Consider the following 21,753-nt stretch of genomic DNA (forward strand, 5'->3'; position numbering starts at 1 on the left):
TTGTCAGACTGGGTCCCGAGTAGTCGAACTACTGCCATCCCTGGAGTAGGTGACAGGACGCATCGTGCCGGCGTGGGGGAACTTCCCCTGGCGATAGGCGGAATAGTAGCCGGCCAGTTCCTCCTGGGACCCGGCGATGAACGGTCCCTTTGCAACCACCGAAATGTTTTGTGGCTGGCCGGCGTAGAGCAATACCCGAGCGCCACCTTCACCTGCCCGCAACGCAAGCAGGCTGTCGCCGTCGCCGTCGCCCATGGGTCGCGTCCAGCCCACCGTCCGGGCTTTGAGGCAACGTTGTGGGCTGGTTTCAGGCTCCGTGGATAGTCGCGTCGCTTTTCATCGCCATACCGGCGTTGGTGGTAGCAGGTGCGATTGAGACGCCCCGCCAGACGCCCCTGTTGAACCTTCGTTGGCTCGGGCGTGGAGACGTCGCGCGCTTCGCCGTAGCAATATTCATGGCGCGGATTGTATTGGCAGAACAGGCATTCGCGATCGGCGTAGTGTAGCCACGCCCATTGCCCAGTCGATCGACAGCCGCTGGCGACCACCTGGCCCCAGTAGCGCTTCTGCCGTCGCGTTTACCGCCCTTGCATTGCTTGGTGTTGCGCTGGTTGTGGCAGCTTGGCACCTGCCGGCCTCAAGCACAGTCGACCTGCTCAGACCTCCGGGGTGATCCTGTCGTACAGGAAGTTCACCAACGCTCGCACCCTGGCGATACGGGACCGGGCAGCTGGCATGAAGATATGCAGATCGGCGCCTTCGTGCGGATAGGCAGGCAGCACCGCTTCCAGTTCACCCCGCGCCAGCAAATCGGCAACCATGAACCTCGGGACGAGGGTCACCCCCAGACCCGCACGCGCCGCAGCCAGGAGCATATGCCCGTTGGTGGTGCGGAAGCTGGAGTTCATGCGTACGTGTTCCCAGCCTCCGGGACCCTGGAAACGCCAATGACCGGTGTCCATGGCATGGAGCAGGGCATCGTGCGCGGTCATTTCAGCGGGTGTATTTGGTCGTCCTTGTGTATCCAGATAGTCCGGGCTGGCGACGATGACCCAATGGACGCTGGCCAGTTTGCGCGTGATGAGTGCCTGGTCCGAGACAGGACCCACCCAGAGCAAGAGATCATAGGCTTCAGTGTTCATGTCCACCTGACGATCCTCGAAGCGGATGTCGAACTGGACGCGCGGATGGAGCCGCGCAAACTCGGCGAGCAGCGGTGCAACCACAAACTCGCCGAATGCGGTCTGGACCAGGATGCGGAGGTTGCCGGAAACCTCGCTTGTCAGTTTGTTGACAACTTCCTGCGCCGACTCCAGTTCAGCCAGGCCGGCGCCAGCGCGGACATGGTACTCGCGGCCGATGTCGGTCAGGGTCGTACCTCTCGGCGTTCGGATCAGCAATTGAGCGCCGAGGGCGGCCTCCAGGCGACTGACGCGGCGGCTGACGATGGACTTGGCGATGCCAAGGCGCGCGGCAGCATTGGTAATGCTTCCCGTCTCGACCACCTCAACGAACGCGATTACATCCAGCAAGTCTATGGGCACGCGTTCCGACATCAGCAACTCCAGTTTCCAGATTATGTGGCTGGTGCAACGCTACAGAATCGCTAACCTCAGCGAAAGGTTGCGCCAGCACAGCCTACAGACCCAGGCAACTTCCCGACGGAGACCGCCGATGATCCGCTCAGTCTGTCCGCTCCGCCATCGACGTGAATGAGCCAAGGCTGAAGCTGGACGTTGACGGCGGCCAAGTCACCTGATGGGTGATAAGCGCCAGTAGCACGAACGTCCGCAGTTCTTCGATGTCCGCGTTGGTGTTCCTCTTTTTGCGACGGAGCTCGCCACAGAACACGACTACCGTAGCAAGCATGGAAACAACACAATTCTGTTTCCCGTCTACGTCGCCGCAGGCGTTTGTTGCCGCAGAACCAATCTCCCGTACAACACCAGAGAATGCTATGACGAGTGAAACGATTCGCAATCCCCAGACCGACCAACTACTGACACCCGAGAACTCGGCGTTCATCATCATCGACTACCAACCTGTCCAGGTCTCGTCGATTCGCTCGATGCCGCGCGACGAACTGGTGTTCAACATCGTGAGCACCGCCAAGGCGGCGGTGAATTACAACCTTCCGATCATTCATTCGACCGTCAATATCGCGACGGGTCGCAACAAGCCGCCGATTCCAGAACTGCAGGAGGTGCTCGGACACCTGCCGACCTACGACCGCACGTCGATCAACAGCTGGGAGGACACGGGGTTCAAGGAGGCGGTCAAGGCGATTGGCCGCCGGAAGCTCATCATGACCGCGCTTTGGACCGAAGCGTGCCTGATCTTTCCTGCACTCGACGCGATCCAGGAAGGTTATGAGGTCTATGTGCCTGTCGATGCGGTCGGCGGCACTTCTCTGGCTGCGCATGAGGCGGCGCTACGTCGCATGGAGCAGGCGGGTGTGAAGCTTATCAGCCGGGTACAGATGTACTGTGAGCTGCAACGCGACTGGTCGCGTGAGGCGACGGTCCCGGGCTTCATGGGTGTTTTCGAGAACTTCGGTGGTTTCAACGCCGAAAAGGCGGCCGAGGAATCAGCCAAGAGGTAGGCGAACGTCTGACATCTGCTGGTGGTAGTTGTCGCTACTTCGACTACCACCAAGCAGCCTGCAAGGAGAAATGCGAAAGAGCGAACTATTCATCGCTCTGAGCCGGTCCCGCGGTGGCGTGTGCCGGTCGGGTGTGTAGTCATCCTATCCATCATGTTCACAGAGGCTGAAATGACTGAGAAACCTGCGGTTCTGATTTCATACGAGGATAAAGGCCACAAGGGTCGCTTTGTCGCCCGTATCACTGGTATCGACGGAGAGGGCGAACTGACCATCTCGAAAGTTTCGGATGTGCTTGTCATTGCAGATCACACCTTGGCGCCCGATACGCTCCGCGGCACGGGCGCCGCTTTGGCGCTGGTCGAGGCCCTGATCGCGGATGCCCGCGCCAAAGGTTATCGCGTCATACCGCTCTGCCCCTACGTGCGAGCGCAGTCGCTGAAGCATCCGGAGTGGGCCGATGTCATCCAGCATTAGGTGGGTGACGCACTTTCGATCGTGATGCTATTCCTCGCGCGTGCGCGCCTCGGAACACTCTGCGGCGAGTGATGGTTCCTGGCGGCGAGCCCGTCGGAGAGCGGTTCCGAATCCAGTTGGTCGCGCAGTGCAGGGCAACTGTGGTCCAAACGTTCAGGGACAAAAACTCATTGCTGGGGCGTTTCGACCCCTTGCGCGGTCAAACGTGCGTATCTTGGCGACGGTCGCCTGGGCTTTTGTGAGCGTATTCATGGTGAACTCCGTCAGGTCTGTACGGGGGAGGGGTAATCGGCAGCCCGCATCGATGTCAGTTGGTTGTGACCGTGTGCCTGCCACCCCGAAGCTGCCGATCGGCAACAACCAGCGGAGGTGCGTGTTATGCCGCCTCTGCAGCAAGACGCGTGTCGATCGCGACACCACTCTTGATCGCCAGCGTCACCGGCGTGCGTTCGGCGATATCGGCGAGCTTCGTCCGTTGTGGGTCGTCCAGTCCGACGATCTCCAGCACCCGCTCGATACGATCCGCACCGTCCTCGCGAGGCCGCAGGTAGCGCAGTTGCACGTCCAGCGCGACCAGCGGCCACTGTTTGCGCTCGGCATACATCCGCAGCGTCATCAACGTGCATGCGCCAAGCGCGCCGAGCAGCAGCCCGAACGGTCGGGGGCCAGCGTTGTGCCCGCCCAACGCCTCGGGTTCGTCGGCGACAATCGCGTGCCCATCGATACGCATCGTCACCGCATAGGGCACATCACCGATATGGGCCTGTGCCCGACCGAGGGTGAGGCTGGCATGCCGTTTTGTGTCGTCTTTCATCGCAGGCCTCACGAAATGGCGGCGGGCGCGGGATCGTTGGGCAGGGGGGTGAACTCGGCATCGTCGGCGTCGGGCAACTTCATGCGGCCGGCCTTCCAGTCCGCTGCAGCCTGCGCCAGCCGCTCCTTCGATGACGACACGAAGTTCCAGTAGAGGAAGCGCTCGCCGACGGGCTCCCCGCCGAGCACCATCACCGTCGAATGCTCGACGGCCCGCAGCCGTGATGCGTCCTTGCCCAGGACCAGCATCCTGCCGGCGGTATAGGTGACGCCGTCGAATTCCACCGCACCGGTGGCGATGTACACGGCGCGCTCGGAATAACCGGCGGGGATTTCCGCCGTCGCGCCTGCGTCCATGTCGAGGTGCGCGTAGAACTGCGGCGAATGCGTCGCTGCGGCCGCGGTGAGGCCGTAGGCGGTGCCTGCGATGAGCTGCCCGTGCACACCGCCGTCGCTCCACTGCGGCAGGTCGTCGCCGGCGTGGTGCGAAAAGCCAGGATCCATCTCTTCGTACTCGGCCGGCAGCGCGACCCAGGCCTGGATGCCGTGCAGGTGGTCGCCCTGCGCCCGCGCGCGCTCGAACCGTTCGCTGTGCGTGATGCCGCGGCCGGCGGTCATCCAGTTGACCTCCCTGGGGCGAATCGCCTGCTCATACCCCAGGCTGTCGCGATGCATCATCTCCCCGGAGAACAGGTAGGTGACGGTGGACAGGCCAATATGCGGATGTGGACGCACGTCGGCGCTGCGGTCCACACCGGCCGGGATGTCCATGGGACCGATATGGTCAAAAAAGATGTACGGTCCGACCATACGGCGTTCGGCGAAGGGCAGCACGCGGCCGACCTCCATGCCGCCACCAAGCTGCCGGCGCCGTTGTTCGATGATCAGTTCAATCATGTCGTGTCTCCGTTCGCACGTCGCCGGCTACCTACCGGCCTCGCCAGCTCCTCGTACCTGCTCAGGTCATCCCGCGCTGCCAGCGACGGGCGTATCGAGCAGCTGCTGTTCCCACAGGAACGCAATGCCGCTACCCGCGGCGTGATGCTGGAGCACCTTCACGAACTCGGCGGCGTGCTCGGTTCGTGCGTGGTCTCGATACCATTCGGACGCAAGCGCCAGCCAGGTCATCACATTGGCGCCGGCGGCGATCATGCGCTGGATGGCCACCTCATGGGACTCGACGGAAACCCCGCCACATGCATCGGTGACCACCGTCACGTCCCAACCGTCGCCGAGCGCGTGGATCACCGGCATCGCGACGCAGATCTCGGTGTAGAGGCCTGCGATGATCAGCTGCTTGCGGCCGGTCGCCTTCACGGCATCGACGACCTTCTTGTCTTCCCAGGTGTTGAGGGTGGTGCGATCGATCACCTCCTGGCCGGGGAACACATCGGTGATCTGGGGGAAGATGTGGCCGCCACGGTCCCCGACCACGCTGGTCAGTATGGTTGGCACGCCGAACGCCTTGGCGGACTTCGCGAGTGCCGCGGAGTTGTTGACCACCATGTGCGGGTCGTGACTGTTGAGGTTCGCCAGTTGGAAGGGCTGATGGTCGATCAGAACGAGCACCGAGTCTTCAGGACGAAGTAGAGAGTCAAGACCGTTACGGAAGGGCATGCTTACATCCTCTGCAGGTAGAGTAGGGGAGACTGATTTTTCCCCAAGGCGTGCGCGGACTGGTGCGCTGCCTCAGAGGAGATACGTTGTCACTCCCCTGCGTGGATCGGTAGCCCGTTCTCGCGTCATGCTGTGTCGCATAAGCCGGAACACTGGGCTGGTACTATCCATGTCAGGCTGTGTCGCGAGATCGAGAGAACCGAGGTGGACATTGAAGATCTCAGGACATTCGTGGAAGTCGCCGATGCGGGAGGGGTTTCCCCAGCAGCGCGCCGGCTTGGAGTCTCGAAGTCCATCGTCAGCCGGCGATTGGTCCGGCTTGAGGCGGAACTTGGTATCCAGCTGCTAGCACGCACCACGCGTGGCGCGGCGCTTACCGAAGCCGGGAGTACGTTTCGCGATGCTGCGGCCAAAGCCTGCAGCGAGATCGACCTGGCCAGGGAAACCATCCTGCCCGACGGGGACCTGTTCGGGCGTTTGCGCGTCGCCGCGCCGCTTTCTTTTGGCCCGGCGCATTTCGCGCCGGTGCTCGCGCAGATGGCGCAACACCACCCGCTGCTCCACATCCATACCAGCTACACCGATCTGATGGTTGATCTTGTCGCCGAGGGTTTCGATTGCGCCATTCGGGTTGGCTATCTCCCGGACTCCAACCTGATCGCAAGACGCGTCGGGCCGGTTTATGGAAGCCTTGTGGCGAGCCCTGAGTACCTCAAAGCTCACGGTTCCCCTGAGGCGCCGGACGAGATCCTGGCCCACGAGGCACTCATGAAGGGAACCGAAGCCTGGAAGTTCATGCATGGCGACGAGCTCGTCACGGTGCATCCAAGGGGGCGTTTCAAGGCCGACAACGCGACTGCGCTCGTTACCGCCGCCGTAGCAGGACTCGGTATCGCGTGGCTACCCGATGCGATCATCAGTGAGTATGTGGCGTCCGGCAGGCTTGTCCGGATCATGACGCGCTATCCGCTGCCTCCGGCAGGCATTTTTGTTGTCCGCCCACCAGGCAAGCATCCAGCACGGAAAGTACGGGCACTGACCGAATTGCTCATCGAGTGCTTTGATCAAGCGTCGCTGGTGCCGGAAACCGCCCCTGTCTGAGCGGTGCGATGCACCAGGCCGACTGCGTCGATGCCGGAGATACGCATGTGTTCTTTAGTGCGACCAAAACCTGATCTGCAGCTTTGAAGTGACGGCGATGTTTCAAGAGAGGATTGAGGGATACCAGCGAGACAGACCGTTCACATCGTACGGAACAGGTGCAGATAGCTGCGGCTGACGGGTAGCACCTCACGGCGCCCCTTCAGGTGGATGCCGGCGGTTTCGTTATCGCCGCGGACGACATGGCTGATAGCCCGGAGATTGACCACGACGGATCGGTGGATCTGCGCGAAGTGTGCGGGGTCGAGCTGTGCGACCAGTTCCTTCAGGGCGGTGCTTATCAGGGCCTCGCTGGGCTGACCAGAATCGCCGCGCCAGGCGATCAGCGTGTACTTGGCATCGGCGCGCAGGAAGTCGATGTCCTCGACCGGTATCAGGCGCAGGGTCTGCCCGACCTGTGCGCGAATCCAGCGCAACGGTGCCGGCGTCGCGTCGCGTTGCAACTGTGCGGCAAGTTGTTGCAGCAGCACCTCGGTGTTCAACGCCGGCTGCGCCGCCTGCAAGCGCTCCTTGAGGCGTGCCACCGTCTCGACCAGCCGCGCCGATTGCACCGGCTTCACCAAGTAGTCGAGTACGCCTGCGGCAAAGGCTTGTACGGCGTATTCGTCGTGGGCGGTGACGAACACCACATGTGCGCGACGCCCAATATGGTGTGCGGCTTCCACGCCGGACAGGCCCGGCATCTGTACGTCGAGAAAGCACACGTCGGGGCGTCGGGCTTCGAAGTGCCCAATCGCTTCGCGGCCATTGCGTGCCTGCGCAATCACCTCCAGTTCCGGCCATGCCTGACCCAGTTGGTGCGCCAGGGCGTCGCGCAACAGTGGCTCGTCGTCGGCGATCAATGCAGTTGGGTGTGGAGGCATCAGTCGTTCATTCCAAGCGCCGGGATATCCAGTTCGGCGCAGACGCCGTGCGGCGTCTGCGCACTCACCCGCAGCTCTGCCGCACCTGCGAAAATCAACCGCAGGCGCTCACGCAGCGTCGAAAGGCCGGTGCCCAGCCCGTTGCCCAAAGCTTGCAGGCCGACGCCCGTATCCGTAACTCGTAGGATGCAGCGGCCGCCGCGTCGTTGTACATAGATATCGATGCGGCCACCTTCCTCGCTTGGGTCTATGCCATGGTGCACAGCGTTTTCCACCAGCGTCAGCAGCGTCATCGGCGGGCAGCGCAGCCTCAGGGCTGACTCATCCACGTGCAGGGCGAACTGCAGTCGATCGGGCATGCGCATGTGCATCAATTCGAGATAGGCCCGAACCAGCTGCAGCTCCTGACCGAGTGTGGTCGCCGGATCGTGCAGGCGGGGTACGGCTGCGCGTAGGTACGCGACCAGACTGTCCAGGACGGCAGAAGCCCGCGGCGATCCGGTGTTAACCAGCGCCTGCACGTTGGCCAGCGTATTGAACAGGAAGTGCGGGGTAACCTGTGCCTGCAGCAGATGAAGGCGCGCATCCAGCGCCTGGCGCTCGAGTTCGCTGCGTTCCAATTCAAAGGCGACGGCTTGATGGCGCGCCAGCGCATCCTTCTGCCACACCAACGCCGCGAGTGCCGCCCAAGGCGCCACCAGCACCCCGAGAATGCTGAACATCGCAAAGCCACTCAGGCGTTCCTCATCCTGCCAGAACGGCAGTGCACCGGTGTCGGTCATGAGTATGTAGATTATGTACGTACCGAGCGGCATGGCCATCGCCACGCCAAGCACCTGCAACACCCAGCGCGCAAGCCAGACCGGCAGCCGCGTGGGCCATTGCTCGAACAACCCGAACACCAGCATCGCGAACAGTCCGATCGCGACGGCCCGGGCGAGTACCGACAACAGTGTTGAGGTAAAGCCCACGCTGATCAACAAACCGAGGGCGATCGATGCGGACAGCGTAAATCGCAGGCGCCGCCATCCGAGCAGCAATGCCAGACCATGCTTTTTTGCGGGAATGGCGGAAGAGAGCATGGCGTGAGAATAATCCGGTAAGGCGCGCGCCGCAGCGCGTCGCGGGATATTTGCACGTGATGGGCGATGAATCCGACGCGTGCCAGCCTGTGCCCGTCCGCAACGACAATAGCAACAAGGCTCGCCGACTATGCGTGTAAATGTGGCAACCACATGATCGCGGTAGCGGCGCCGATGCCGACCATCATCATCAGCGTAAGCACGCCAAGATCTGCCGCCATGGCGAGCTGGCCGCGTGAATCGCGGCGTTTCTGCGCCCGAAAGTAGAGTTCCAGCACGCCCAGCGGCAGCAGGTACTGCGCAAAACTCAGAAAGCTCAGGAATGGCCCGGTGAACGATTCCGGATCGAAACCGACTGGTCCCTGGTTCACCACGATCCAGAACATCAGGCCGATGCGGAAGAACCAGACTCCGCTTACCGCCAGAAAGAGACGCAGCGCCCAGCGACGATGCAGATCGAATCGGCGTGCCCGCGCATGACGCCAGGCGGTGGCGGCGAAGCCAAGTATCAGCAACGCGTTGAGGCTGACTCCCAAGTGTTGCGGCAGGTCGCCGACCATGCCACCCCGCAGCCACACCATAGCCAGACCGCCCACGCTGAGGATCGCAGCGGCAAGCAGGTAGGCGCGCCCGTTCCAGCGGTGGAACGCCGGCGCGCTGCGGCGGATTCGCGGAATCAGCTGCAACACTCCACCCGTGATGATCGCCACGACAAACAACAAGTGCAGGCCAAGAACGAGGTTGAAAAACGTATCGCCTGCGACGTAACCGTGCGGCATCACCTGGTTCCAGCGTTCCGGTTGACCTTGCAGCGTTACGCGTCCATAGAAGCCCACCACATAGGTCGCGAACACCAGCTGGCCCAGTACCGCCATGCCGAACCAGAATGTAGCGGTTGCGCGCAATGCAGCGCCCGCGAATCGTTCCCGCCGCAGCGCGTTGGAAACCTGCACCGCTTCAACTAACGCGTTGCTGTGATCCACCGCGGTGGCAGCAGCACGGGAAAACGTATTCATGAGACGGCCTCCTTGATGACTGACCAGCACAGTCTCGCGGACGGATTGGGCCCGGGTAGAGGGCATCCCGATGATTGGCGTAATGAAGGTGTTGAACTACGTCAGGCCCCGACGAATGGCGGGATTCGCGCTATCTGTCAGCCAGGTAGCTCAGGTAGCAGCAAGCTTTGAGGCGACGTCGGCGACCAGACGACCTTGGAACCGAGCCCCTTCGAGCTCGTTCTCGCTGGGTTGGCGCGAGCCGTCGCCGCCGGCAATGGTCGACGCACCGTAAGGCGAGCCGCCCGTGACCTCGTCGAGCCGCATCTGCCCTTGGAAGCTGTAGGGCAAACCAACGCAGACCATGCCAAAGTGCATCAAGTTCGTGTGGATGGCCATGAGCGTGGTCTCCTGTCCCCCGTGCTGGGTCGCGGTGGAGGTGAAGGCTGAGCCCACCTTCCCGTTCAGCGCTCCACGCGCCCACAAACCACCGGTCTGGTCGAGGAAGCTCGCCATCTGCGAGGCCATGCGGCCGTAGCGCGTCCCGGTCCCGATGATGATCGCATCGTATTGGGGAAGCTCGTCCACACTGGCCATCGGTGCCTCCTGGTCGAGCTTGTAGTGCGCACCCTTGGCGACGTTCTCTGGAACAGTTTCAGGCACACGACGGATATCCACCGCCGCGCCGGCTTCGCGTGCGCCTTCGGCTATCGCTTGTGCCATGCGCTCTACATGACCGTAAGCGGAGTAGTACAGGACCAGGATCTTGCTCATTTTCGTTGCTCCAGTGGTGTGGCGGTGGCTTGGATCATGGCGATGTCCTCTGGGTGGTAATCATGTGAAGTTCGCGCCGCCATCGACCAGGATGGACTGGCCGTTGACGTAGGACGCGTCATCGGAGAACAGGAAGGCGACCATCGATGCGATGTCGTCGGGGTGGCCCAGCCGAGGGGAACGGACGCCCTTCAGGATCTCCGCGCGCCATTCCTCGGATGTACCGTTCATTGCTGCTTGGGTCAGGATGACGCCCGGCGACAGGAGGTTGGTGCGGACACCATGCTTCCCCCCAACACTCGCCGAATGCCGCGTCAACCCGATCAGCCCGCTCTTCGACGACTGGTAGGCGACGTGGTTGGTTTCACCCATCCAGACCGAACTCGACATCGTGTTGACGATCGCGCCGCCGCCTTGCCTGATCATGATGGGCATGGCGTGGCGGATGCCGTACATGTAGCCGGACAGGTTCACGTCGATGGTGTGGCGCCACACGTCGAGCGGTACCGACATGACGTCGCTGTCGCTTCCAAACGTCCGGGCCGATAAATCGGCGGCGACGTTGAAGAGGCCGTCAATACGGCCGAACTCGTCGATTGCATGGTCGATGAGGGATTTCACCGACGCTTCGTCGGTGATGTCGAACGCGCGATCCCGTGCGATCCCACCGCTGTCGCGGATCTCGTCGGCAACGGCAGAGGCAGCGGGTGCGTTGAAGTCGGCCACCACCACCTTCACTCCCTCTGCAGCAAGGCGGATGGCGGTCGCGCCGCCGATGTTGCCTGGCGCCGCGCCCGCGATGACTGCAACCTTGTTCTTGAGGCCTCTCATATTGGTCTCCTTTCTCCGATTCGCCGGAGCAGACGGTCTTATTGCGATCAGCTGCCGCGTCATTGGAGACTGACAGCGTTCCAGTACACACGACATCCGCATACGGGTCAGTCGTCGCTCCCTCGATCCGGGGTGTGGGGCTGGAGACGGATGACGCGACGCCCGTGACGCCGAGCAGCGATCGAGAAGGCGCCGGCTCCGATGACGACCATCGCCGCGCACCCGCCGACATGGCCTGCAAGGAGCAACTGTTGGACTGGACTGGCCAAAGCAATGATGGCCGCGCTGCCGAGGAGCAGTGCGGCTGGTCGGATGCAGGATGCAAACGTCGACCATGGCAGGGCGGAGCAGGCTAGGGGATTAGGGAGCGTTATCGCGGGCAGGGTATCCCTGTACATAGCCAACAAGGTCACCAGCGCTCAACGGCAGCGGGCCAAACGTCGTTGGTAACGCGCCGATGGCGGCTGCAGCGGCAGGGCGCCATTTCCTCTTCGCGACCCGCACTCATGAACTGCGCTTTCGCGGCACTCGCAAGCGCCAATCGAGCCGCGTTCCTAGCCTGACGAGAAGAAGAATTCGGTAGCGTTCGTGCTTGCCGATCACAGGGGGTATGGCTGACTGCGGCATCACAAGACGGTCAAGGATCCGAATGGCTACGGCTCGCCTTATGAGGCTGTACAACACGAAGCAGGTCCAAAACAAGAAAATGGCTGCAAATGAGACCGTCTGCCGCTGCTTGCGAACTGCTTTGGTGAGTTCAGCTTTAACTGACGGGTCTCGCCAGATATCGCAGAGAATGGCCGGATCATTCGCGTGAAATCCGGTTGGAGCCTCTTTATGCGGCGCCCCAGGATCTCCTAAGCATGAGGCAGCCGACAGGATCGTGCGCTGCTCGGAAGACAAGGGGAGCACCAGCTGTGCCTCGCCGTCGTCCAGCCAAACCCAAGTTCCGGTCGCCTTCAATGATGCGAGCAGCCTGTCTTCCATAGCGCCCAGCCCCAAAACCGCAGCGAACCAGAAAATGACAAAGAGCAGGAATGCCGAGAGAGCGATACCTACAGGGTGAGGCCGCTTTCGAGGGTTGATCGTAAAGCTGGTAGTTTCAAAAGCACTCCGTGCTCTGCCCACAAGATCAAGGGGTATGTTGCGAGACTCGGCCTTGCCGATGATCTCCTTAGCGTCCTTTAGGGTCTGGGCTGGAATGCCATAGGTCATCCGAAAGACGGCAAGCGCAGAGTAATCTGATAGGTTCTTCCTGACGAGCTCGTCTTGAATGTCGTCCCTGCTAATGAAAAGGCGTAGAAGTCGATTGTTGAGCGGGTGCAGGGATCCTGCTCGCCAGCAAATATGTAGTGCTGCCAGCAAGAAGCCTGCCAATGATACGAGGGCAGGGATGCCGGCAATGATGCTTTCCCAGCTCATGTTCATGTTCATGTTCATATGAAGTCAGGATGTCCTGAGTAGAGGTGCCAGTCCGTTTTAACGACTAAGAACTGCCAACCTTTACCATGACGCAGTTCCCTAGTGGCGTGGATAGCCTTCCTATCGAAGTCGCGGCCATGGGTGTCCGCTTCTTTCCGACAGCAGAACCATCCTTGACAAAAGGCGGTTAGGGAGCGTTATCGGGAGGGGGGTAGGGAAGGGCAGCTTCCGACCCTAGGCGGTCGTTCAATGGTGCCAATCCATTTTTCGGAACCAATGGCCGTGTCGCCTTTTAGATCAGTAAATTATGGAAGGAAGAGCCGGAGGATTAGGGGCTCGCTAGGACGCCTGAAGAGAAGCCTCAGGGGAGCCTTGGAGCTTTTTCGTGTCTCAACGTCGCGCAGTGTGAGCTTGATCGCAAAGCGCTACTCTGGGGTTGGACGATTCGTTGGGGAGCGACGCCATGCATACAGATCACCTGCCTTACCTGAAATTCAACGGCAAGGCTCGCCTCGACAAGGCTGTAAATTCACTGATGGGGATCGTCGAAGGCATAGCCATCGATGGCGCCATCAATGATGTCGAACTCGGGTTCCTAAGCCTGTGGCTCTCCGAGCATCAGGAGTTGAGGAACCGACACCCGTTCAACGAGTTGATACTGGTCGTGGAAGCCGCCATAGGGGACGGAGTCCTTACGGCGGAAGAGCATGATGAGTTGACTTGGCTGTGCGAGCGGCTTCGATCCTCTGAGTTCTTCGACAGGATCACCGCCGATCTACAGCGACTTCATGCGGTTCTCGGCGGGATCATTGCGGACACGCGTATCACCGAGGAGGAGCTACGCGGGCTGGCTGAGTGGATGGACGATCATGATCACCTCAAGAGGTGCTGGCCCTTTGAAGAGGTCGGGAGCCTGATCACCTCGGTGCTCAAGGACCGACGCATCGATGAGCGCGAGCACCAATTGCTGCACTCGTTCTTCTCTGACTTTATTTCACTAGCCGATGACCGAACCCTCACTAGTCCCGTGCTGAGGGACGAGAATCAGGCGATTGTCGGCCTCTGTGCCGTCTGTCCTGAAATCATATTCGACGGGAAGCACTTCGTTTTCACGGGTGCTTCCAGTCGGTACCCCAGAGCGAAGATTGCAGAAACAATTACTGCATTGGGCGGCCAACTCGCGCCGAATCTCTCCAAGAAGGTGGATTATTTAGTCATTGGAGCCGACGGAAATCCGTGCTGGGCCTATGCCTGCTACGGCCGCAAGGTTGAGAAGGCCATCGAGCTACGGAAGGCAGGCTCCATGTTGCTCATCGTCCATGAGCATGACTTTCATGACGCGATAGCAGAGCTAAGCTAGCTCACCGTTTCCGGAAAAATTTCCGAGGGGCATTGATAGAGCGCCTGCTGTCGGGATGCTCGTTGTGGCGTGGCGTATGCTCCGGACTGGGGATACGCGCGAGGTGAGCGCGGGTCGCAGGAGAGGAGAAACCGAGGTGGCAAAACGTTCGTCTGGGGGTGGTTTGTGGCTGTTCTTGGGGGCGTTGGTCCTGATTGCAGCGGTGCCCAAGGAAGCCTGGATCGGGCTCGGGGTACTCGGTGGTGTCGGATTGGTGGCGTATCTCGTCATCAAACACCTGAACAACAAGGCCAACTCGGCCGCGGTTGCCGCCGAAGAGTTCCAAACCCAACACCAACCGACTTTGGCAGAGTTGACGGACGGCGGGATCCGGTCCTCTTTGTCGCCTCGGATGCGGACCACGCTCGCAGCCAGCACGGCACCGCCAAGCACTCCAAGCCATAGCGCATCTGCTTCCACACCGGCGCGGACCGAAGAGTTCTATTCCGCTCCGGTCCCTGCCCAAAAATCCGGCTCCTCCTATGCTATCCCGAAGGCGCCTTCGGGCTTTGGGGATGGACGCTGGGTGCCACCTGGCGAGAACGTCATAGTCGCCGGTGTGGATTTACCGGGCGGTATGATCTACGTCGGCGGACGCCTGCGGGCACCCAGCGGCATCACCGCCCCCTGCCTAATTAGTGGTCAGCTCAATGTGGCGCGCGTGGGAGACTACCGCTCCCGCCAGATGAGCTACTGGCCTAGCTACGCTGACGCGTCACCGAACGAGCGGCGAGCCTATCTGAACTGGTTGTCGGAAGGGCGCTCGCACCCTGACTGTGATATCGGCTACGTCTTCTTGTTCTTCTATGGTCTTGAGCGACGGGTCATCATCGATTCGCGCGATGATCCTTCGGCGAAAGAAGAATGGCCAGCCATCATTGCCGAGTTACGGCGGCTGCTTTTGATCTACGGGGAGAAATCGGGATCGTTCAAGCGCTACGCCGGCGAGCTAGTGAGTTGGATCGAACTCAATGGCGCTTCGGGCCAGCTATACGGGCAACCCGTGCCGGATCTACCGAGGACTTACGAACTGCCCCCTTACTTGCGCTTGGCGCTTGGGCAGGCTGCGGTCGATCGTGCACCGGTTCCCGCGCATCTTGCGCTGGCATGGGTGCGATTGGACCCAGACATCAATTTGCGGACAGCCGCCACCCGCTGTCCTGATGAGTTCGAGCGTTTGTTCATTCAGCGATACCACGAAGCCCTTGGATCGGGCCTGGTGTTGCCGAAGAACCGGACCAAGCTTAAGTTCGTCTACCAAGCTGCCTCGGCCGGACTCCGCGGCGCCACCATCACCATGGGGTTCGGTGACATTCCGGATGTCACTGCTCTCACCACGCCGATCAAGAAATTGGGCGAGATCGCCAGCCAGTGCACAGACGAACTCGGATCCTACAGTCGGCTGATGGGTAGAGACCCTGCGGCCGCCAGCAGCCTGGAAGGACTTCTGTTGCTGCCCGCCACGCTGTGGCCGCCCGCCGCCCAAGCCAAGCTGCAGGGGCTGACTAGCCGCATGCGCGACGGTCGCCTTTCGCTGCCGCTGCAAGAGTTGCTGGAAGCCTTGGACGGAGCCGGGCTGCCGATCAATCGGGCCCGCGTCCGTGGGCTTGCCCGTGCCTTGGAAGGGGACGAGATCGGCTTCGAGCCACATGTACTGGCCGATGCGAAAGCACCCAGAGAGCAGGACACAGTGGTCCTATTTACCCAGCCATTGCTGGACGCAGTTGTTGGTTCGGGAGCCGAGTATCAGACCGCCGCGCTGACTCTGCAGCTGGCCGTCGCTATGGCGAACGCCGATGGCGATTTCAACGAACACGAGGTTTCGCACCTGCGGGCCGAGATTACGGGGTGGGCGCACCTGACACCCGCCGAACGCCGCCGGCTCCAAGCTCACTTGCAATGGCTGACGGCGGCCCCGCCGACTTTGGCCGGCCTGAAGAAGAAGCTGGAACCGCTTCCCGTCACTGCGCGCGAGATGCTTGCAGCCTTCATGGTCACACTGGCCCAATCCGATGGGTTCGTGTCCCCGGACGAGGTCAAGTTCCTGGAGAAGGTGTACAAGGCGCTTGGGGTTGACTCCAAGCGCGTGTTCAGCGATGTCCATGCCGTCGGCGCTGGTGGCGCACCTCTATCGACAGCGCAGGCCAAAGAGCAAGGGTTCCGACTGGATGCCGACCGCATCGCCGCCTTGCAGGAAGACACCGCCAGGGTTTCGGCGTTGCTGTCGAAGATCTTCACTGATGAAGCTGCCAGCGCACCACCGCCGACATCTGCGCCAGAGCCCGAGCCAGAGCCGGAATGCGAGGCATCTCCGCTGCTTGGCTTGGACGACGCCCATGCCGCCTTCTTGCGCCTGCTGCTGTCACGACCGGAATGGTCGCGATTGGAATTGGAGGATGTGGCCGCTGATCTCGACCTCATGCTCGATGGTGTCTTGGAGCAGATCAATGAAGCGGCGTTCGATGCGTTCGACGAGCCTGTGTGCGAAGGCGATGATCCCGTGACCGTCAATACCGAACTACTTGAGAAAATCGAAGCATGAGTGCCTTAATCCGTCCCAAAGATCGCGATGCCGTCATCCAATCTCTCCGCGCGGGCGTCGTGCCTCGCGCAGGCCAACACCTGATTCAGGTCGCTCGCGGCCGGGAGATCGAGGCGCTGGTCGCGGATATCGACCGGGTCGCCGACGGCGGATCCTCATTCCGCTTCGTCATCGGCGAATACGGCGCCGGCAAGACATTCTTCCTGAACCTGATCCGTGCCATTGCCATGGAGCGCAAGCTCGTTGTGGCCAATGTGGACCTCAACCCCGATCGTCGACTGCACGCCTCGGGTGGACAAGCTCGCTCGCTGTATGCCGAGCTCATGCGCAATCTGGCCACACGTACCAAACCCGAAGGTGGCGCCTTGGCCGGAGTGGTCGAGAAATTCATCGGCACGGCCAAGTCGGAGGCCAAAGCGCAGGGCATGACGACCGAGCAGGTCATTCGCTCGAAGCTGGGACAGCTGACCGAACTCGTCAACGGCTATGACTTCGCCGATGTCATAGCCGCCTACTGTCGTGGAGCAGAGGAAGGCAACGAGCAGCTGAAATCCGATGCCATCCGCTGGCTGCGGGGCGAGTTCTCAACCCGGACCGATGCACGGGCGGCTTTGGGCGTCAGGACCATCGTGGATGACGCGTCCGTCTACGACCAACTCAAGCTCGTGGCCCGCTTTGTACGCTTAGCCGGCTACGCTGGGCTGTTCGTGTGCCTCGACGAGTTAGTCAATCTTTACAAGCTCGCCAACGCACAGGCGCGCAGTTCCAACTACGAGCAAATCTTGCGCATGCTCAATGACTCACTGCAGGGCACTGCTGTAGGTCTGGGCTTCGTTTTGGGCGGCACCCCAGAGTTCCTCATGGATCCGCGGCGTGGCGTCTACAGCTATTCAGCGCTCCAGAGTCGCCTGGCCCAGAATGCCTTCGCAACGGGCGAACTGGTCGACTTTACCGGCCCAATCCTTCGCCTTTCCAGTCTGACCCTTGAGGACTTCTACCTGCTGCTGGGCAAGATCCGCCATGTCTATGCCGGGGGCGACGCGGAGCGCTACCTGCTACCGGACTCGGCAATCGCCAGCTTCATGGAGCACTGTGCCAATCGCATCGGCGACAGCTTCTTCCGCACCCCGCGCACGACGATCACTTCCTTCATCAATCTGCTCGCCATCCTGGAGCAAAATCCCGATACGGACTGGAAGAGCCTGATAGGCGAGGTCGCGGTTGAGACCGACCAAGGTGGCAAGGGCGACCTTGCAGTCGACCCGGATGACGAACTAGCGTCCTTCAAGCTCTGATCGACGATGTCGGTTTCCCAAGCCTTCCTGCAGCTGGATCCTCGCATCCAGCACTACCTGTGGGCCGAGGGGTGGGGTGAGCTGCGCGAGGTTCAGGAGAAGGCCATCCCGCTGATCCTACCGGGTGACCAGGATGTCATCGTTGCGGCCAGTACCGCTTCGGGGAAGACAGAGGCCGCGTTCCTTCCGGCCTTGACGCACTTGCTCCAGCAGCCCGACGGGGGACTGATCGTGTATGTCAGTCCGTTGAAGGCGCTGATTAATGACCAGTTCGGGCGTCTGGATCGCCTCTGCGAGAACCTGGAGATCCCGGTGTGGCCATGGCACGGGGACATTACGGTCACTAGCAAGCGCAAGTTCCTGGCCAAGCCGCACGGCGTGCTGCTCATCACGCCCGAGTCATTGGAGGCCACGCTGTGCCTCCGGGGCACCAGTGTTGCTGGCTTGTTCAAGCGAACGGCATTCTTTGTCGTCGATGAGCTTCATGCCTTCATCGGCTCAGAACGAGGGAAACAGCTGCAGTCGCTCCTGCATCGTATCGAGATCACGCTTGGGCGCAGAGTTCCGCGCGTAGGACTGTCGGCCACACTTGGCGACATGAGCTTGGCAGCCCGGTTCTTGCGGGCCGATCGAGCCGTATCCATCGTGAATGCCGACTCCAGCGGTGGGCAACTACTCATCAAGGTCAAAGGGTTCGAGGAACCGCTGCCCCCCGTTGGCGTGTCACGAAACAACGGCCCTACGCCCGATCGAGCTCCACTGGCGATTGCCGAGCACATGTTCAAGGTGCTACGTGGATCCAACAATCTCATCTTTCCCAACAGCCGCCAGGAAGTCGAGCGATACACGCATATTCTGAACACGCTGTGCGAACAAGCTCAGCTACCGCGAGAGTTCTGGCCGCATCACGGCAACCTGTCCAAGGAGATCCGCTACGAGACTGAAGCGGCACTCAAACAGCGAGAGCGACCGGCCTCGGCGGTGTGCACCAGCACTTTGGAGCTCGGCATCGACATCGGCGCGGTCAAAAGCGTGGTCCAGATCGGGAGGCCGCCGTCGGTTGCTAGCTTGCGACAGCGCTTGGGCCGATCAGGTCGGCGTAAGGGCGAGCCGGCCATCCTGCGCGGCTACGTCATCGAAGACGCGCAGGACGAGAAAGCCGACCTGCAGACGCGGCTTCGATTGAACACCGTCCACACGGCAGCGGTTATCTCTTTGCTGTTGGAACACTGGTTCGAGCCGCCTGCGGTGCACGGAGCGCACTACTCCACCCTGATCCAGCAGTTGCTCTCGGCGATCGCGCAATACGGTGGGTTGCAAGCTGGACAGGCCTACCGGCTGCTGTGCGCCTCATCCGGTCCGTTTGAGGGCGTGTCCAAGGAAAGCTTCACCGACCTCCTTCGAACATTGGGGAACGAGGAAATCCTGACCCAAGATCACTCCGGCCTGCTGCTTCATGGTCGGATCGGCGACAAGATCGTCAACCACCATTCGTTCTATGCGGCCTTCACTAGCGATAAGGAGTTTCGCATCGTCTCTGGAGGGAAGACGCTCGGAACCCTGCCGGTCTCGCAGATGATCGTTCCCGGCCAGCGAATCCTGTTTGGGGGTCGCACTTGGGAAGTCCAGGACATCGATGAGGCGCACAAGACGATCCATGTCGTGCCCGCTCGGGCAGGCGCCCCACCGCTGTTCAATGGTGGCGCCGGCCAAGTTCACACCCGCGTGCGACAACGCATGCGCGAACTCTATTTGCATACCGAAGTCTTAGGCTATCTGGACACCGAGGCACAACGCTTTCTTGATGAAGGACGTATGGCCTTCCAAGATATAGGGATGCAAGATCGTGTGCTCCTTGATCAGGGCAGCCAAGCGATTCTGCTGACCTGGTTGGGTGATCCTGCCAACGAGGCCATAGCGTGCCTGTTGATGGCAAGAGGCGTGAGCGCAGCGGCTGGCAGGCTGGGGGTCGAGATCCAGCGCGCCGAGCGGAGTCTGGAGGAACTCGAGGATCTATTGGCCGACATCGGTCTGGACGATACCCCGACAGCCGATGAGTTGCTGGCTAACGCCGGCAACTTGGCCAGACAAAAATGGGATGAACTGCTTTCGCCCAAGCTGCTGCGAGAAACCTACGCGAGCTCTAACCTCGATCTCGACGAGGCGCAGGCTTGGCTTGCTCGACTGGCCTCTGCTCGGAAAACGACAACTTCTCGGGAGAATATTCTGTCTAATACCCACTCCTAGCCGAAAGCAGCCGCCCCAGAGCACGGCAGTTAGGGATGTTTATCGGGGTAGGGACTGTGGATCGCCTCCCCGCGCTTCCCGCAGCGAGATAGCCTGGAGACGCCGGCCAAACGACCTCAACACATCGAATTTTCCTACCTTGGGGGCACCCGCAGGATGCGTCCAATCGGGGCACTATCTAGCCGCGCTTCTTGGCTCAACAAGCCTGCGACAGTCGCTGATTCTCTCGATATCTTGACCTTGGAGTCGCCCATGAGCGCAGCCTTCATGATTACCCGGACCCTGAACCGCAGACCATCTACTGTGGGAGCTGCTGACAAAGTGCATGAGATCCTCCGGCACCACTTAGAGAAGACTGTCTCAGACGCCAATTGAGCCGAACAGTATGGGAGATCACTACCTGCCCCAGCACTACCTCAATGGGTTTGCGGTAGACGAGCGGTTCTGGGTCCACGACTTGGAACAGCAGCGCACACGCCGTGGCCAACCGAAGTCAGAAGCCAACGTCAACGGACTGTGGCCCGATGAGCTGGAACGGCATCTGGCGGAGAAGATTGAAGGGCCGGCTCAAGACACCATCGATCGCATACGTCAGTTCCAGCCGATAGAAGAGTCCGAGAGAGAAGTGCTCGCCACCTATCTGCTCACGATGTGGAAGCGAGTGCCGGCAGGTCGTGATCGGACAGCCTCACACATTCCCGGACTCGCTAGGGAGCACAAGCAAGGGTACTTTTTCCAAATCGAAGAAATGGTCGCTGACGGCACCCTGCCAGCAGAAGTGGCGGCCGAGGGAAAACAGCGGGTATCGGACATCCTTGATGGTCTAGCCGATGGACCGCCTGACCACTACTGGCACCACATGCTCCGGGACGGCGCTACTCCCAAGATGATGTCAGCGCTTCGCAGCATGGACTGGACGTTCTTGGTCAGCACCTCCGACCCGTACCTCACTTGCGACGATCCACTGTTCTTCTTCCGCGGCATTGGCATCGGCAGGGTCAACTCTGAGCTGAGCGTTCCGCTTTCCACTTCAATCACTCTGCTGGCTCATCGACAGGGCGCACAGTCACGACAATTCCGAGAAGCCCGCGCGAGTAGGGTTGTCCAACTCAATCGTCGAACTGCACATAACGCCAGGCGGTTTATGTACTCGGAGCAACCCGTGCCTTGGGCGCTGAAGCTGGGCATGCGTAAGCCGCGTCCAGAGCGGATACGGATTCTCTAACGATTGCCGGCAGCTTGACGCGGTAACGATAGCTGGCGAGCGGGAAGGGCCGTACCCCTCTACGGGGCCGGGCGTTGCCCTGGTCATCGCCGCATGGCTGTATTTCAGCCGTCCGCAACCGGGAACCGCCGTCGCGCTTGTCGGATCGTTGTTCGCGTTGTGCCTAGTCAACCTCAACGCTTGGGCGCTGCTCGCATTGCCCATCGTCTGGCTTGCCTCACGATCTGACCTTTCGATCCCGCGCCTTCGCTGGGCGTTCTGGCTGTTCTACCCGGTGCATCTGGTCGCGTTCGCCGTCGTTGCCGTGCTGGTGCCGTAAAGCAAAACCCGGCGAGCTCGAATGCACGGCAACCGCTTTCTGCGAGAGTGTTCCCCGGAGCGGTAGTGCTGGCAAGCGCTGCGTAAAAT

20 protein-coding genes are annotated in these 21,753 nt (G+C 61.0%); 9 read left to right on the top strand and 11 right to left on the bottom strand.

Features of this window, described 5'->3' with window-relative positions; translation table 11 throughout:
- Positions 1–3 precede the first annotated feature (3 nt).
- The gene (locus ACW7G6_RS03280) at positions 4–255 is read right to left on the bottom strand and encodes a pirin-like C-terminal cupin domain-containing protein (protein WP_456979441.1); all 252 of its coding nucleotides are present in this window, start codon (positions 253–255) and stop codon (positions 4–6) included.
- A gap of 401 nt (positions 256–656) precedes the next feature.
- Entirely contained in the window at positions 657–1,556 is a 900-nt protein-coding gene (locus ACW7G6_RS03285) for a LysR family transcriptional regulator (RefSeq protein ID WP_456979442.1), read from the bottom strand.
- A 401-nt stretch (positions 1,557–1,957) separates the two neighbouring features.
- Between ACW7G6_RS03285 and ACW7G6_RS03290 the strand changes: the two genes are divergently transcribed.
- Positions 1,958–2,602 (top strand): hydrolase, encoded by a 645-nt coding sequence (locus ACW7G6_RS03290; RefSeq protein WP_456997528.1) that lies wholly within the window; start codon positions 1,958–1,960, stop codon positions 2,600–2,602.
- Positions 2,603–2,773: 171 nt separating this feature from the next.
- Positions 2,774–3,079 (top strand): GNAT family N-acetyltransferase, encoded by a 306-nt coding sequence (locus tag ACW7G6_RS03295; RefSeq protein WP_456979444.1) that lies wholly within the window; start codon positions 2,774–2,776, stop codon positions 3,077–3,079.
- Positions 3,080–3,455: 376 nt separating this feature from the next.
- On the opposite strand, the gene ACW7G6_RS03300 is transcribed toward ACW7G6_RS03295, so the two are convergent.
- From ACW7G6_RS03300 to ACW7G6_RS03310, 3 genes are all read right to left on the bottom strand, one after another.
- Positions 3,456–3,893: an OsmC family protein gene (locus ACW7G6_RS03300; protein ID WP_456979445.1), complete on the bottom strand. Its 438-nt coding sequence runs from the start codon at positions 3,891–3,893 to the stop codon at positions 3,456–3,458.
- 8 nt (positions 3,894–3,901) lie between these two features.
- Positions 3,902–4,789 (bottom strand): pirin family protein, encoded by an 888-nt coding sequence (locus ACW7G6_RS03305; RefSeq protein ID WP_456979446.1) that lies wholly within the window; start codon positions 4,787–4,789, stop codon positions 3,902–3,904.
- A 66-nt stretch (positions 4,790–4,855) separates the two neighbouring features.
- Positions 4,856–5,461, bottom strand: coding sequence for an isochorismatase family protein (locus ACW7G6_RS03310; protein ID WP_456979447.1), 606 nt, complete (start codon positions 5,459–5,461; stop codon positions 4,856–4,858).
- A 252-nt stretch (positions 5,462–5,713) separates the two neighbouring features.
- On the opposite strand from ACW7G6_RS03310, the gene ACW7G6_RS03315 reads away from it, so the two are divergent.
- Entirely contained in the window at positions 5,714–6,610 is an 897-nt protein-coding gene (locus ACW7G6_RS03315; RefSeq protein ID WP_456979448.1) for a LysR family transcriptional regulator, read from the top strand.
- Positions 6,611–6,750: 140 nt separating this feature from the next.
- Here ACW7G6_RS03315 and ACW7G6_RS03320 read toward each other — a convergent pair whose 3' ends face one another.
- The 6 genes from ACW7G6_RS03320 to ACW7G6_RS03345 form a co-directional block, all read right to left on the bottom strand.
- Positions 6,751–7,533 (bottom strand): LytR/AlgR family response regulator transcription factor, encoded by a 783-nt coding sequence (locus ACW7G6_RS03320; RefSeq protein WP_456979449.1) that lies wholly within the window; start codon positions 7,531–7,533, stop codon positions 6,751–6,753.
- The gene (locus ACW7G6_RS03325) at positions 7,533–8,615 is read right to left on the bottom strand and encodes a sensor histidine kinase (protein WP_456979450.1); all 1,083 of its coding nucleotides are present in this window, start codon (positions 8,613–8,615) and stop codon (positions 7,533–7,535) included. The genes ACW7G6_RS03320 and ACW7G6_RS03325 overlap by 1 nt, the downstream gene beginning before the upstream one ends.
- A gap of 128 nt (positions 8,616–8,743) precedes the next feature.
- A complete protein-coding gene (locus tag ACW7G6_RS03330) occupies positions 8,744–9,631 on the bottom strand; it encodes a DUF2306 domain-containing protein (RefSeq protein WP_456979451.1) in 888 nt (295 codons plus the stop codon).
- Between the two features lie 150 nt (positions 9,632–9,781).
- Positions 9,782–10,384: an NAD(P)H:quinone oxidoreductase gene (gene wrbA, locus ACW7G6_RS03335; RefSeq protein ID WP_456979452.1), complete on the bottom strand. Its 603-nt coding sequence runs from the start codon at positions 10,382–10,384 to the stop codon at positions 9,782–9,784.
- A gap of 60 nt (positions 10,385–10,444) precedes the next feature.
- Entirely contained in the window at positions 10,445–11,215 is a 771-nt protein-coding gene (locus ACW7G6_RS03340) for an SDR family NAD(P)-dependent oxidoreductase (RefSeq protein ID WP_456979453.1), read from the bottom strand.
- Positions 11,216–11,719: 504 nt separating this feature from the next.
- A complete protein-coding gene (locus ACW7G6_RS03345; RefSeq protein WP_456997529.1) occupies positions 11,720–12,655 on the bottom strand; it encodes a DUF6216 family protein in 936 nt (311 codons plus the stop codon).
- Between the two features lie 445 nt (positions 12,656–13,100).
- On the opposite strand from ACW7G6_RS03345, the gene ACW7G6_RS03350 reads away from it, so the two are divergent.
- The 6 genes from ACW7G6_RS03350 to ACW7G6_RS03375 all read left to right on the top strand — a co-directional run bounded on the left by ACW7G6_RS03350 (position 13,101) and on the right by ACW7G6_RS03375 (position 21,664).
- Positions 13,101–13,997 carry a BRCT domain-containing protein gene (locus tag ACW7G6_RS03350; protein ID WP_456979455.1) on the top strand — a complete coding sequence of 299 codons (897 nt, stop codon included), beginning with the start codon at positions 13,101–13,103 and terminating at the stop codon, positions 13,995–13,997.
- A 136-nt stretch (positions 13,998–14,133) separates the two neighbouring features.
- Positions 14,134–16,578, top strand: a complete 2,445-nt coding sequence (locus ACW7G6_RS03355; protein WP_456979456.1) for a tellurite resistance TerB family protein — start codon at positions 14,134–14,136, stop codon at positions 16,576–16,578.
- On the top strand, positions 16,575–17,873 hold the full coding sequence (locus ACW7G6_RS03360; RefSeq protein ID WP_456979457.1) for an ATP-binding protein: 1,299 nt from the start codon (positions 16,575–16,577) through the stop codon (positions 17,871–17,873). Before ACW7G6_RS03355 ends, ACW7G6_RS03360 begins: the two co-directional genes overlap by 4 nt.
- Positions 17,874–17,879: 6 nt before the next feature.
- Complete coding sequence (locus tag ACW7G6_RS03365) at positions 17,880–20,120, top strand: DEAD/DEAH box helicase (RefSeq protein ID WP_456979458.1); 2,241 nt, start codon at positions 17,880–17,882, stop codon at positions 20,118–20,120.
- 385 nt (positions 20,121–20,505) lie between these two features.
- A complete protein-coding gene (locus tag ACW7G6_RS03370; RefSeq protein ID WP_456979459.1) occupies positions 20,506–21,345 on the top strand; it encodes a DUF4238 domain-containing protein in 840 nt (279 codons plus the stop codon).
- A 79-nt stretch (positions 21,346–21,424) separates the two neighbouring features.
- A complete protein-coding gene (locus tag ACW7G6_RS03375) occupies positions 21,425–21,664 on the top strand; it encodes a TraX family protein (protein WP_456979888.1) in 240 nt (79 codons plus the stop codon).
- Positions 21,665–21,753: the final 89 nt, after the last annotated feature.

The sequence above is a fragment of the Lysobacter sp. A421 genome (assembly GCF_054052145.1).

Coding starts and splice junctions, on each gene's coding strand:
- ACW7G6_RS03280 (WP_456979441.1), bottom strand. CDS start 255: ATGGGCGACGGCGACGGCGACAGCCTGCTTGCGTTGCGGGCAGGTGAA.
- ACW7G6_RS03285 (WP_456979442.1), bottom strand. CDS start 1,556: ATGTCGGAACGCGTGCCCATAGACTTGCTGGATGTAATCGCGTTCGTT.
- ACW7G6_RS03290 (WP_456997528.1), top strand. CDS start 1,958: ATGACGAGTGAAACGATTCGCAATCCCCAGACCGACCAACTACTGACA.
- ACW7G6_RS03295 (WP_456979444.1), top strand. CDS start 2,774: ATGACTGAGAAACCTGCGGTTCTGATTTCATACGAGGATAAAGGCCAC.
- ACW7G6_RS03300 (WP_456979445.1), bottom strand. CDS start 3,893: ATGAAAGACGACACAAAACGGCATGCCAGCCTCACCCTCGGTCGGGCA.
- ACW7G6_RS03305 (WP_456979446.1), bottom strand. CDS start 4,789: ATGATTGAACTGATCATCGAACAACGGCGCCGGCAGCTTGGTGGCGGC.
- ACW7G6_RS03320 (WP_456979449.1), bottom strand. CDS start 7,533: ATGCCTCCACACCCAACTGCATTGATCGCCGACGACGAGCCACTGTTG.
- ACW7G6_RS03325 (WP_456979450.1), bottom strand. CDS start 8,615: ATGCTCTCTTCCGCCATTCCCGCAAAAAAGCATGGTCTGGCATTGCTG.
- ACW7G6_RS03330 (WP_456979451.1), bottom strand. CDS start 9,631: ATGAATACGTTTTCCCGTGCTGCTGCCACCGCGGTGGATCACAGCAAC.
- wrbA (WP_456979452.1), bottom strand. CDS start 10,384: ATGAGCAAGATCCTGGTCCTGTACTACTCCGCTTACGGTCATGTAGAG.
- ACW7G6_RS03340 (WP_456979453.1), bottom strand. CDS start 11,215: ATGAGAGGCCTCAAGAACAAGGTTGCAGTCATCGCGGGCGCGGCGCCA.
- ACW7G6_RS03345 (WP_456997529.1), bottom strand. CDS start 12,655: ATGAACATGAACATGAACATGAGCTGGGAAAGCATCATTGCCGGCATC.
- ACW7G6_RS03350 (WP_456979455.1), top strand. CDS start 13,101: ATGCATACAGATCACCTGCCTTACCTGAAATTCAACGGCAAGGCTCGC.
- ACW7G6_RS03360 (WP_456979457.1), top strand. CDS start 16,575: ATGAGTGCCTTAATCCGTCCCAAAGATCGCGATGCCGTCATCCAATCT.
- ACW7G6_RS03365 (WP_456979458.1), top strand. CDS start 17,880: ATGTCGGTTTCCCAAGCCTTCCTGCAGCTGGATCCTCGCATCCAGCAC.
- ACW7G6_RS03370 (WP_456979459.1), top strand. CDS start 20,506: ATGGGAGATCACTACCTGCCCCAGCACTACCTCAATGGGTTTGCGGTA.